This is a genomic window from Streptomyces sp. NBC_01551 (assembly GCF_026339935.1).
GTDB lineage: Bacteria > Actinomycetota > Actinomycetes > Streptomycetales > Streptomycetaceae > Streptomyces.
The window spans coordinates 6561839-6574175 of record NZ_JAPEPX010000001.1; the positions used below are offsets into that span (position 1 = coordinate 6561839).

A 12337-nucleotide genomic window follows, 5' to 3' on the forward strand; every position below is an offset into this window, starting at 1 on the left:
AGCCCTCGCGTCACGCATCGGCCGGCACCGCGGTCGTGTGGGGGTCGGACGCGACGACGAGCACACCCGGTCCGTCGTGCGTGGGCGTCGAGGCACGCCGAATGCGCTCCTCCCATTCCGCGGGCCAGACCGTCGCGGCATCCCAGCGGACCCCTTCGAGAGGGACGCCGTTGAGGTTGGCGTGGCGCAGGTCCTCGCCGACGAAGTCGCTGCTGATCCTCTCGACCCTCGCCACGGCCCGCGCCAGGGCCTGGGCCCTGCCGTACGCCTGCTCCAGGTCATCGGCCAGATCCTGGGCGACGATGTCCGCGCCGAGGGACCGGTCGGCCGCCACCGCGTCGTCGGACGGGGTGAGCAGGGGTAGCAGCTCGTCGTCGAGCAGGTGCCGGGCGTTGTGGGCGACGTGCAGCAACTGCTCGGCATGGCATTCCAGCACCACCTCGACCGCGGCGAGGTAGTCCGATCCGAGGGGCACCGCCGGCCGCTGACGGGGCTCGGGCAGCAGGACGACCTCTGCCAGCAGCCGGGTCAGCCGCGTGGCGGCGCCGTGCCCGAGCGCGTCGGTCGTCCTGTCCTCCAGAAGGGCGCCGAGTTCCGCCAACACCTGAAGGGCGGTGCGCATGCACTGCACCAGGTCCCGCGGCCAGTAGCTCCGGGCGATCCGCAAGGCCTCTCCCCGGTACTTCAGCCGCACGGACGCCAGTCGGCCCGCCAGCGGATGATCCGCCGCGGACTCCGTCCCGCCGGCGTACTGCCGGTTCTCCCCCTCGGTCCGGGCCGGCTCGTCCAGGCGCCCGCCGACCGCGACGCCGACCGCTCGATGTGCGGCGGCGAGCATCCTGTCGAGCGCCAGGTCGGAGTCGCACAACTCCGGCGGGCCGCCGCCGGCCATGACCCGGTCGTGCACGGCGATGCCGAGCTGCTGGTGCGCAGACGCCAGCAGGACGTTCAGGAGGGCTGCCCCGTTCTCGTGTGCGCCGGGCGGGAAGTGGCCGTTCACGTACTCGCTCCCTTCCGGCCGTCCACCGTGCCTTCGGCTTCCAGGCTCAGCCCCGCTTTCAGAGCGGCCCTGGCCCGGGCCAGGTTCTGGCGTACGGCAGCTTGTGTGGTGCCCATGGCGCGGGCGCTCTCCTCCGTCGTGAACCCATCGAGGTTCCATGCCAGGGCGGCCCGCTGCTTGGCCGGCAGCCTCAGCAGCAGGGCGATCACCTGCCGTTGCTGTTCGCCGATCTCCGCGGCCTGCGCGGGCGTCTGCCAGCGGAGGGTCGTACGGGGTTCGGGCAGATCCGCACACGCCTCTTCGGGGCGGACCTGCTGGCGGACCCAGGAGCGCCACGCCACGGTGCGCAGCCAGGCGCGCGGGTAGGCGATGCACAGGCCCGGCGCGCACATCTGGGTGAAGGCGTCCTGTGCGGCGTCCTGTGCCTCGGGCCATGACGCGCCGTTGAGGAGCAGGAACCGGACGAGCGCCGGGTACTGGGCGTGGTGCAGGGCCTCGGCCAATTGCCTGCCGGGGAGGGCGAGGGGGGCGGCTCCGGGTGGCTCCGCCAGGCTGAGTTCAGTGCCGGACGCATCCTCCATCGCACCCACCCCCGCCCGGGTGCGCTTCCGGAGCGGACCACACGTGCCGGCCTTCCGCCGTCTCCCGCAGGACCGCACGTCCGGCGCTCCAGCGCAGCCTCTCGGTGCGCCCCTCGTCCGCGATGCGCGCGAGTTCGACTTCCTTGCTCATCCACCGCTGAGCGATCTTCACGGCTCCGCTCAGCGAACTGATCAGAACGGTGACCACCGCTCCAGTCACGACAGGATCCACTCGGGCCGTCCCTCCCATCACGTACTCGTCTTCCACGACCGGACAGGCAAGAGAGCGCCGGAGTAGCGCTGTTGTGACATCCGGCAGGTCAGCGGCCTCGCCGACCCACGGCGGCCCGTGGGCGGGGCGACACCGGCCGCGGTGGTGTGCCCGGGAATCCTCGGCACATTGATGAAAGTTGCATTGAATCGAATATCAATGTCCGCTCTGACGGCCAGGTTCTTCACCAGGGCTCTTGCGCTTCCCGCGCGGCTTCGGCAGGATCTGGCACCTGCCTCTCCACCCGGACGCGTGATCCGCCGCCGGGTCGGCTCTGCAAGGGCCCGGAACGCCACCGCGATGCCGCCCAGTTGCCGGTCCATCCCCCACCTCCACCCAGCCGCGCCACGGCCGAGCAGCGCAGCGTCCGTGCCGCGCGCCGGCCGGGATCACAACCGTCCGCCGCACCGTCGCCCTTTCCGCGGGCGGCCGGCCGCGACGTGGGAGCGCCGGCGTCCCCAGGAAAGGCGTCACCGTTGAGCAAGCACCTTGGTGCCGGGGGAGGCCTACGGGCCGACGCCCTCGGTACGTTCGACTCCGTCGTGATGGCCATCGCGGGATGTGGCCCCGCCTACACCATCGCCGTCACCCTCCCGGTGCTCATAGCCGCCGTCGGCGTCGCCGGCCCCGCCGTGCTCCTGTACTGCGCGATCCCCATGGTGGGCATCGCCCTCGCCTTCCGCCACCTCGGCCGCCTCGACCCCAACGCCGGCGCCGCCTACGCCTGGGTGGGCAGGTCGCTGCACCCCTTCCTCGGCTTCCTCGGCGGCTGGGCGGTCGTCGTCTCCACCACCGTCTTCATGGCGTCCAGCGCCCTGCCCGCGGGCAGCGCGACCCTCGCCCTCCTCGGCCTCGACGCGGGCGGCTCCACCGCCCTGGCCACGGCCGTGGGAGCGGTCTGGTTCCTGCTCGTGGCCTGCGTGGTCATGTTCGGGGCCCGGATCAGCGCTCACGCCCAGACCCTCATCACCGGCACCCAGCTGGTGCTGCTCGTCGTCTTCGCCGTCGCCGCCATGTCCAAGGACGGCAACGCGGCCGACTTCTCCCTCTCCTGGTTCGGCTTCGGCCACTTCGGCCAGTCCGGCGGTGAGGGCGGCTTCGTCACCGGCGCCCTGATCGCCGTCTTCGCCTACTGGGGCTGGGACGTGACGAGCAACCTCGGCGAGGAGACCCGGGGCGGCCGCCGCGGCTCCGGCTTCGGCGGCGTGATCGGCGTACTGACGGTCTTCGCCCTGTTCACCGTGTTCACCATCGCCGTCAACATCCTCATCGGCACCGAGGCCGTACGCCGCAGCCCCGGTGACTTCCTCACCGTCCTCGGCGACGCGATCTGGCCCGGCTGGGGCGGCCGCCTGCTGGTGCTCGCCGTGCTGCTCTCCACCGTCGCCACCCTGGAGACCTCGCTCATCCAGGCCACCCGGACCCTCTTCGCCATGGGCCGCGACCGTACCCTGCCCCCGGCGTTCGGCCGGCTCCACCCTCGCCGTCAGGCGCCCTGGACCGCCACCGCCGTCGTCGCGGCCGTCGCCCTGGTCCTCACCGCCGCCGTCAACCTCGGCTCCGGCGCGCGCCTCCTCGCCGACGCCCTCAGCGGCATCGGCCTCCAGATCGCGTTCTACTACAGCCTCACCGCGTTCTCCGCCGTCGTGGTCCACCGCAAGACGCTGTTCACCTCCGCGGGCAACCTGCTCCTCATCGGAGTGTGGCCGCTGTGCGGAGGACTGTTCATGCTGTGGATCCTGGCCCGGTCGGTGACCGAACTGAGCGCCGCCGCGCTGACCATCGGCCTGGGTACCCTCGCCCTGGGCATCGTGCCCATGCTGAGGTCCTGGTTCCGCGGCCGGTCCTACTTCCGGCCGAGCCCCCTCGACCCCCAGCGGGCCCAGGACGTCGACGATTCCTACGGCGTCCCGGGCCACGGGCCCGCCCGCGCCGCCTCCGGCCGACCGGACGAACTGCTCACCGACTTCTGACCAGAGGAAGGTCCCGTCCCATGGCCTGGAAGCGACGCCGCTCCGCGGCGGCACCACAGTACGACCCGGCATTCACCGACCGCGCCCTCTCCGAGGCGTGCCAGGACATCGCCGCCGGCCGTTGGCAGGGCCCCCGCGATCTCCTGGCCGCCGGCCCCGCCCGCGACTGGGACCGGCGCACCCACCGGATCCGGCTGCTCGCCAACGCCGCCGCCGACAAACGGGTCGTGGAGGCCTGGCAGGCCTCCGAGCCCCACAGCCTCGACGCCGTCGTCCTGCGCGCCGACACCGAGGTGATGCGGATGTTCGCCGTCGCCCGCGACGGCACGATGCCGGCCCGGGACAGCCTGGACCGCACGGCCCGGACCTGCCTGCGCGCCGCCGAGGGCGCGCCGGAGGACCCCCACCCCTGGCTGTCGCTGATCACCCTGGCCCGGCTGTACGAGGGCGGGCACGCCTCCATGGGCCGCTGGTGGCAGGAGCTCCGCGCCCGCGACCCGTACCACCGGGAGGGCCACCACCAGGGGCTGCGCTACATGAGCGCCCGCTGGCACGGCTCGCACGGCCAGGCGTACAACTTCGCGCGGGACTCCGCGGCCGCCGCCCCGCCCGGCTCCGCCCTCGCGGTCCTCCCGCAGGCGGCCCGGGCCGAGCAGTACCGCCACCGGGTGGAGACGGAGGGCAGGAACAGCCTCGACCTCCTCCACCACTGGAGCGGGGACGCCGCCCGCTGGGACCTGCGCACGACGATGGAACGGTGGCTCGCGGCCCGCACCGTCCCGGCGGCCCAGGACGTGGCAGACCTCAACTACCTCGCCCACGGCCTCGTCCACGCGAACATGCTCGACGAGGCGGCCCACGCCTTCGCTCTGCTCGACGGCCGTGCCACGCGCGTGCCGTGGTCGTACACGGGCGACGCGCAGGAGCAGTACGTCCGCTGGCGCGAGCGGTCCGCCGCCGCGGCGGCCCGCACCCCCGGGGGTCGTTGAGCGGGCGTCGTTGAGCGGCCCGCTCTCTGACGCATGCTCAAAGCTGCGTGATTCCGGACTACTTCGAGCAGCTTTCTTCAAAGGATCTCGGCGGCCCGCTATGTTGCCAGGCGCATGCCACATCGGTGTGTCCGCAACCCGGACCGCACGAGGAGCTGCCCCATGAGACTCACCCGCGTCAGCACCGGCACCGGCAACCCGGCCGACCACCACCCCCCACGCCGACGGCGGCGCACCCCCGTGGCCGCGCTGCTCGCCGCCGCCCTCACCGTGGCCGGGCTCGCCGCCGCCGGCCCGGCCGCCTCAGGGGCCGCCGCCGCACCCCGGGCGGCGGCGGCCACCGCCGGTGACGTCACCGGATTCACCCAGTCCGGGAACACCTTCACCGTCACCGCGTCCAGCGGTGCCAAGGCCCGCGTGGTCGTCGCCCGCTCCGACATCTTCCGGCTCTGGCTCTCGCCCGACGGCACCTTCACCAACGACCCGGCCGGCCGCGACCTCGCCCCCACCACCGACTTCGGCTCCGTGGACACGGCCTTCACCGACGCTGGGACGTACTACCGCATCACCACCGGTGCCCTGAACATACGCGTCAACAAATCACCGCTCCGCTTCTCCGTCTACCGGGCCGACAACACCACCCCGGTCTGGCAGGAGAGCCGGCCCACCAGCTGGACCGGCACCCAGACCACCCAGTACCTGGAGCGCGGCGCCGACGAGCAGTTCTACGGCACCGGCCTGCGCCTGGGGGAGTGGGCCCTGCGCGGCAAGACCGTCCCCGTCGCCGTCGACAACAAGTGGCGCGAGAACGACAACGCCAGCCCGGCCCCCTTCTACATGTCCACCAACGGCTACGGCGTCATGCGCAACACCTGGGCACCCGGCTCGTACGGATTCAACGCCCCCACCACCCTCACCCACGACGAAAGCCGCTTCGACGGCTGGTACTTCACCGGCGACTCCCTCAAATCCGTCCTCGACGCCTACACCGACGTCAGCGGAAAACCCTTCCTGGCCCCGATGTGGGGCTTCGAACTCGGCAACGCCGACTGCTTCAACGCCTCCAACCCCGACTACCAGGGCGACCACGACCGCCCGCGCCACCAGAGCACCCCCGACGTGGCCGGCTACGCCGTCGACGCCCGCGCCGCCGACATGCCCTCGGGCTGGTTCCTCCCCAACGACGGCTACGGCTGCGGCTACACCGCGCCGCTCAAATCCACCGTCGACGCCCTGAAGGCCAAGGGCTTCCAGACCGGACTGTGGACCTCCACCGGCCTCGGCTCCATCGCCGACGAGGTCGCCGTGGCCGGCACCCGGGGCGTGAAGACCGACGTCGCCTGGATCGGCAGCGGGTACAAGTACGCCTTCAACGGGGTCCAGCAGGCCGTGGACGGCATCGAGAAGAACTCCGACGCCCGCCGCTACGTCTGGACCGTCGACGGCTGGGCCGGCACCCAGCGCAACGCCGTAGTCTGGACCGGCGACACCCACGGCACCTGGGACGACATGCGCTGGCACGTACCCGCCATCACCGGCGCCGGCCTCTCCGCCCTCAACTACGCCGCCGGCGACATCGACGGCATCTTCGGCGGCAGCCCCAAGACGTACACCCGCGACCTGCAGTGGAAGGCCTTCACCCCCGCCTTCATGACCATGTCCGGCTGGGGCGCCACCAACCCGCAGGCCGGCTACCAGGACAAACAGCCCTGGCGCTTCGCCGAGCCGTACCTGTCCGTCAACCGCAAGTACCTCCAGCTCAAGATGCGCCTGATGCCGTACCTCTACACGATGAGCCGCGTCGCCCACGAGAGCGGCGTCCCCAGCACCCGGGCGATGGTCCTCGAATACCCCGACGACCCGGTGGCCCGCGGCAACCTCACCAGCGGCCAGTTCATGGCCGGCGACTCCTTCCTCGTCGCGCCCGTGGTCTCCGACACCGCCGTCCGCGACGGCATCTACCTCCCCGCCGGCACCTGGACGGACTACTGGACGGGCCGGACGTACGCCGGTCCGGGCTGGCTGAACAACTACCAGGCCCCCCTCGACACCCTGCCCCTGTTCGTCAAGGGCGGCGCCATCGTGCCGATGTGGCCCCAGATGAACCACTCCGGCGAGAAGCCCGTCTCCACCCTCACCTACGACATCCACCCGCGCGGCGCCACCTCCTTCAGCCTCTACGAGGACGACGGCCTCACCCGCGCCCACCAGTCCGGCGCGTTCGCCCGCCAGCAGGTGAACGTCAGCGCCCCCGCCACCGGTTCCGGCACGGTCACCGTCTCCGTCGGCGCCCCGACCGGCAGCTACGCCGGCAAACCGGCCTCCCGGGGCTACGAGTTCTCCCTCCACGTGGCCTCCGCGCCCGGCTCGGTCACCGCGGACGGCGCCGCGCTCACCCGGCTCACCTCCAAGAGCGCCTACGACGCGGCCGCGTCCGGCTGGTTCTTCGACCCGGCCGACCGAGCGGGCGTCCTGTGGGTCAAGACCGGTACGAAGTCGGGCGCCTTCACCGTCTCCGCCACCGGGACCGCCGTCCCCGCGGCCGAGCCGGTCCCCGCCGGCTCCGCCGCCATCCCGCAGTCGGCCTGGACCCTCGTCTCCGCCGACAGCCAGGAGAGCGCCGGCGAGAACGGCGCCGCCGGCAACGCCTTCGACGGCAACACCGCCACCATCTGGCACACCGCCTGGTCCGGGGGCACCCCCGCCCCGCTCCCGCACGAGATCCGGATCGACCTCGGCGCCCGCTACACGGTCGACGGCCTCGGCTACCTGCCCCGCCAGGACGGCGGCGTCAACGGCCGCGTCGGCGGCTACGAGGTCTACGTCTCCGACACCACCACCGACTGGGGGTCCCCCGTGGCGAGCGGCACCCTCGCCGACACCGCGGCCGCCAAGCGCATCTCCCTGTCCGCCAAGACCGGTCGCTACCTGCGGTTCAAGGCCCTGACCGAGGCCGGCGGCCGCGGCCCCTGGACCAGCGCCGCCGAGCTCACCCTCACGGGGCGCGCAGCCCCGTTGCCCGCCGGCGCCACCCTTGTCCAGGCCGCCTCCGGGCGCTGCCTGGACCTCCCGTACAGCGCGACCACACCCGGCACCGAACCGACGCTCTACTCCTGCCACGGCGGCCCCAACCAGCGCTGGAGCCTCCAGGCCGACGGCCGTGTCACCGGGCTCGGGGGAGTCTGCCTCGACGCCGCGAACGCCTCGAAGGTCACCGTCCAGACCTGCGGCGGCGCCACCGGCCAGACCTGGCAGCCCGGCCCGGACGGCAGTCTCCGTACGGCCGGCCAGTGCCTCGCCCCGGTCGGCGCGGGCACCGCCAACGGCACCAAGGTCACCAGGACCGCCTGCGACGGCAGTGCGGCCCAGCGCTGGACCTTCACCCCGTGAGCGCGAACGGCTGACCTCGGGGCGGGTCGGCACCCGGCACCGCCTCCGCCTGACGTCCGGACCGCGGCGAAGGCGGGGCCGGGTTGCCGCCCTGGGCCCTGAGTCGATCTTCGATGAGCCGCACACCCAAGTCAATCCACTGATTTCCTATCAAGACCCAAGGCAGAGCTTGGAGGTGAGGGCGGATAGCGTGACCGCATGACCCTCGACGACCTCCGCGTCTTCGTCGCCGTCTGCCGCGCCGGCAGCCTCAGCGCCGTGGCCCGCGACCTCGGCCGCACCCAGTCGGCCGTCAGCCAGCACATCCGCCGCCTGGAGAAGGAGACCGGCGCCGGACTGCTGGAACGCCACGCCCGCGGCGTCGTCCCCACCGAGGCCGGCCGCATCCTCCAGGCGGCCGCCGCCGACGGGATCGCCGGCCTCGACGGGGCCGTGCGCCGCCTGGGCGACCTCGTCCGCGGCGACGGCGGCTCGGTCCGCGTCACCACCGGGGCCACGACCGTGCGGCACTTCATGTCCGAGGCCGTCGTCACCTTCCGCCGCCGCCACCCCCGGGTCAGCCTGGAGTTCCAGACCGAGAACTCCAGCCGCAGCTGCTTCGACGCGCTCGCCGCCGACGACCTCGACCTCGCCTGGATCACCATCGGCCGCCCCGTGCGCGGCATCGAGCAGCGCCCCGTGCTGGACCTGCCCTGGGTGCTCGCCGTCGGCGCCGACGACCCGCTGGCCGCCCGCGCCCGCATCGAACCCGCCGACCTCTGCGGCATCCGGCACATCCGGCTCCCCGAGAACTCCGCCTCCCGCGCCCATCTCGACGCCGCCTTCGCCGACCTCGGCATCCTGATCAGCTCCGACACCAGCGTGGCCGACTGGGACACCGCCCTGCTCCTCGCCGAACTGGGCCTGGGCCACGCCGTCGTCCCCGCGCTGCCCGGCTGGCGGGTCCCCGGCTCGGACGGTCCGCTGCGGCTGGTCCCGATCCCCGGCCTACCGCCGCTCGCGGTCGGCTGGGCCGTGCGCCGCTGGAGCGCCCTCACCCCGCTGGCCCGCGTCTTCGCCGACGAGGTCGCCCGCAGCTGCACCGCGCGCGCCGCCGGGCAGTAGGGACGCCGGCAGCAGTCCTACGGCGGCCAGCGCGGCCAGCGTCAACAGCGCCGGGCCCGCCGCACCCGCGGCCCCGGCTCCCGCCCCCGTCCCGGCGCCGGCCCCCGCGCCCGCCGCCAGCGCGATCCCGAGGGTCGGCCCCACGTTCATCGCCGTCTGCTTGAGCCCGCTGACCACCCCCGCGTACCCGGCCGGGGCATCGCCCACCACGGTCCCGGTGGCGGTCACCATCACCGCGGCGAACCCGGCGCCGAGCACCGCGAACCCGGCCTCCGTCAGCGCCGGGGCGGCCAGGGCCGCGATCCCGCACGCCACCAGCCCCGTCCCCACCAGCGCGGTCCGCCGCGCGCCGAACCGGCGCAGCGCCACCCCCGCCACGGGCGCCCCCGCGACCATCACGGCGGTCAGCGGCAGCACCCGCAGCCCGGTGCCGAGCGCATCGAGCCCCCGGACGTCCTGGAGCAGGAACGTGGCCGCGAACAGCGCCCCGAACATCCCGGCCGACACGGCCAGCAGCAGCGCCATCGACGCCGTCACCGCCGCCGACCGCGCCACGGCGGGCGGTACCAGGGGATGCGCGGCGCGCCGCTCCCGCCGTACGAGCAGTGCCGCGAGCAACGCCGCGCCCCCGAGCCCGAGAAGGGTCCGCGGCGCGGTCCAGCCGTACGCCGGTACGCCGGCCAGCGCGTGCACGAGCACCGCGAGGGCGGCGGCGAGCAGGGCCGCACCGCCGAGTTCCGGGCGCCCGGCCTCGGTGCGCGGCGGCGCGGGTATCCGTAGGGCCAGGGTCAGCGCGGCGATCACGAGGGCGACGGGCACGTTGACCACGAACACGGCGCGCCACCCCAGCCGCGCCACCAGCAGCCCCCCGAGCAGCGGCCCGGCCGCCGCGGCCACGCCGATCGCGCTGGTACGGATCGCGACGGGCCTGCCGAGCCGGTCGGGCGGATACGCGAGCCGCAGCAGGGCCAGCGTCGCCGGTTGCAGCAGCGCGCCGAAGACGCCCTGCGCGGCCCGCAGGGCGATCACCCAGCCGACGCCGGGCGCGAGAGCGATCCCCGCCGAGGCCGCGGCGAAGCCGAGTACGCCGATGAGCAGCAGCCGGGGATGCCCGTACCGGTCGCCGAGCCGCCCGGCGATGACCAGGAAGGCGGCGACCGTGAGCAGGTAGGCGGTGCTGGTCCACTGGACCTGCGCCACGCTGGCCCCGAGGTCGCGCCGCAGGCTGGGCTGCGCCACGACCAGCACGGTCCCGTCCAGGGCGACGATCATGGCTCCGGCGACGGAGGCGAGGAGCGCGAGCCGGGGCCTCACCGGGGGGCCGGGCCGAGGTGCGCGTCGAGGGCGGCGGTGACGAGCAGGTCGAGCTGGGCGGGCTCGTGGCGGCCCTGGACCAGGGGCAGACTTCCCCAGCCCCACAACTGGGCCACGCCGTGCAGGTTAGCCCACAGCGCGGCGGCGGTCACGGCCGCGGGCGGCGCCTGGCCGTCCTCCGTCCGGCAGCGGGCGACGAGGCCGGCGAACAGCTCGAACAGCGGGAGCGTGGACTCGCGCAGCCGCGGTTGGTCCGGGGCGGGGGCGCCGCCTTGCCGTTCGCTGTCGAGCAGGTCGTGGCGGAACATCAGCTCGAACATCCCGCGGTGCTCCAGCGCGTAGCCGACGTACGCCCGTCCCAGGGCCTCGATCCGCTCGCGCGGGGTGGCCGCCCCGGCGGCGGAGGAGGTGAACCGGGCGGCGAGGTCCGCGAAGCCGCGCCGGGCGATGGCCGACAGCAGGGCGTGGTGGGTGGGGAAGTACCGGCGGGGCGCGCCGTGCGAGACCCCGGCCCGGCGGGCGATCTCGCGCAGCCCGAGGGAGCCGGTGCCTTCCGTCATGACGAGGTCCACGCCGACGTCGATCAGCCGCTCGCGAAGGGAGTTCTCCTGTTCCATGGACACTGTCTACCAAGTCTGAGTAGACAGTGTCTACCCAGCATCTGCCCGGCATCTATCCCGCGTGCTCGTCGAGCGCCTCGTGAGTGAGGTGGAGCCCCGCGCGCAGGACCGCGCCGTGGCGGGTGGGGTGGGCGGCCCGGTGCTCGGCGTCCAGCGCGCGGGCTCGGCGCAGCGAGGCGGAACAGTCCGCTCCGCGCAGCGCCTCGTCGAGGGCGCGGGACGTGGCCCGCACGAGGGGGACCAGGTCGCGCACGGCCGCGTCCGGCACGGTCGCGCCGCGGGCCCGGTCGGTCAGTTCGCCGGTGAAGAACTGCAGGGTGAGCGCGGTGCGCGCCGCCAGGGCCAGCCGGGGCCGCAGGCCCGCCAGGCGCGCGGCGTCGGCCCGCCTCAGTGGTACGAAGCGCAGGCGCGCGAGGCTCCCGTCAAGAGAGGCGGCGAGCGCGTGCGGGCGCTGCCAGAACGCGACGGTGCCCGGCTCGGCCGGGGCCGGCTGCCCGAGGGCGGCCCGGGCGGCGATGCCGTCGAGGAGGGCGCTCAGATCGGTCCGGTAGCCGTCCAGGCCGCCCCGCGCCGCGCGGAAGGGGTCCGGCGGCCACAGCAGCGGCCCGAGCAGTGCCACGACGGCGATGCCGACCGCGCTCTCCTCCAGCCTGGCCAGCGGGTATCCCGGGGTCGGGGTGGCGTAGATCATCAGTGCGGAGATCAGGACCTGCTGGTTGGGGGCGCCGCTGCCGCCCGGCAGGCAGCCGCCGAGCAGGTACATGCCCGCGCAGCCGCAGGCGAGCAGGAGCAGGAACGAGGCGGTGGAGATCGGCAGCCAGTGCAGGACGGCCACGCCGACGAGCACGCCCGCCATGACGCCCGCCATCCGCTCCAGGGCCAGCCGGGGCGCGGCGAAGACGTCCTCGCGCAGGATCAGGACGGCCGGCAGGGCGGCCGGCACCGGGGCCGAGCTGGTGCCGAGCCAGACGCACAGGCCCCAGGGGACGGCGGCGCACACCACCAGACGGGCGGCCGGCCCCAGCCGCGCCGCGAACCGGCGCCCTCCCGCAGAAACCGATTCCGGTGGCATGCAGGACAGCGTAGGAGGCCGGA

Annotated in this window: 9 protein-coding genes; 4 read left to right on the forward strand and 5 right to left on the reverse strand. The window is 74.0% G+C overall.

Annotated elements, in window-relative coordinates; genetic code table 11:
• Window positions 1-10: 10 nt before the first annotated feature.
• A complete protein-coding gene (locus OG982_RS29535) occupies window positions 11-1000 on the reverse strand; it encodes a hypothetical protein (protein WP_266781567.1) in 990 nt (329 codons plus the stop codon).
• The gene (locus OG982_RS29540) at window positions 997-1581 is read right to left on the reverse strand and encodes an RNA polymerase sigma factor (protein WP_266781565.1); all 585 of its coding nucleotides are present in this window, start codon (window positions 1579-1581) and stop codon (window positions 997-999) included. The genes OG982_RS29535 and OG982_RS29540 overlap by 4 nt, the downstream gene beginning before the upstream one ends.
• A gap of 747 nt (window positions 1582-2328) precedes the next feature.
• Here OG982_RS29540 and OG982_RS29545 point away from each other — a divergent pair.
• The 4 genes from OG982_RS29545 (at window position 2329) to OG982_RS29560 (ending at window position 9308) form a co-directional block, all read left to right on the forward strand.
• Window positions 2329-3825 carry an APC family permease gene (locus tag OG982_RS29545; RefSeq protein ID WP_266781563.1) on the forward strand — a complete coding sequence of 499 codons (1497 nt, stop codon included), beginning with the start codon at window positions 2329-2331 and terminating at the stop codon, window positions 3823-3825.
• A gap of 20 nt (window positions 3826-3845) precedes the next feature.
• Window positions 3846-4814 carry a hypothetical protein gene (locus OG982_RS29550; protein ID WP_266781561.1) on the forward strand — a complete coding sequence of 323 codons (969 nt, stop codon included), beginning with the start codon at window positions 3846-3848 and terminating at the stop codon, window positions 4812-4814.
• A gap of 162 nt (window positions 4815-4976) precedes the next feature.
• Window positions 4977-8204 carry a TIM-barrel domain-containing protein gene (locus tag OG982_RS29555; RefSeq protein WP_266781559.1) on the forward strand — a complete coding sequence of 1076 codons (3228 nt, stop codon included), beginning with the start codon at window positions 4977-4979 and terminating at the stop codon, window positions 8202-8204.
• 198 nt (window positions 8205-8402) lie between these two features.
• On the forward strand, window positions 8403-9308 hold the full coding sequence (locus OG982_RS29560) for a LysR family transcriptional regulator (RefSeq protein WP_266781557.1): 906 nt from the start codon (window positions 8403-8405) through the stop codon (window positions 9306-9308).
• On the opposite strand, the gene OG982_RS29565 is transcribed toward OG982_RS29560, so the two are convergent.
• Genes OG982_RS29565 through OG982_RS29575 form a run of 3 tightly spaced genes read right to left on the reverse strand, consistent with a single transcriptional unit; the run spans window position 9192 to window position 12314 of the window.
• Window positions 9192-10580 carry an MFS transporter gene (locus OG982_RS29565; RefSeq protein WP_266791629.1) on the reverse strand — a complete coding sequence of 463 codons (1389 nt, stop codon included), beginning with the start codon at window positions 10578-10580 and terminating at the stop codon, window positions 9192-9194. The two genes, OG982_RS29560 and OG982_RS29565, sit on opposite strands and share 117 nt — an antisense overlap.
• A 38-nt stretch (window positions 10581-10618) precedes the next feature.
• Window positions 10619-11239, reverse strand: coding sequence for a TetR/AcrR family transcriptional regulator (locus OG982_RS29570; RefSeq protein WP_266781555.1), 621 nt, complete (start codon window positions 11237-11239; stop codon window positions 10619-10621).
• A gap of 55 nt (window positions 11240-11294) precedes the next feature.
• Window positions 11295-12314, reverse strand: coding sequence for a hypothetical protein (locus OG982_RS29575; protein WP_266781553.1), 1020 nt, complete (start codon window positions 12312-12314; stop codon window positions 11295-11297).
• Window positions 12315-12337: the final 23 nt, after the last annotated feature.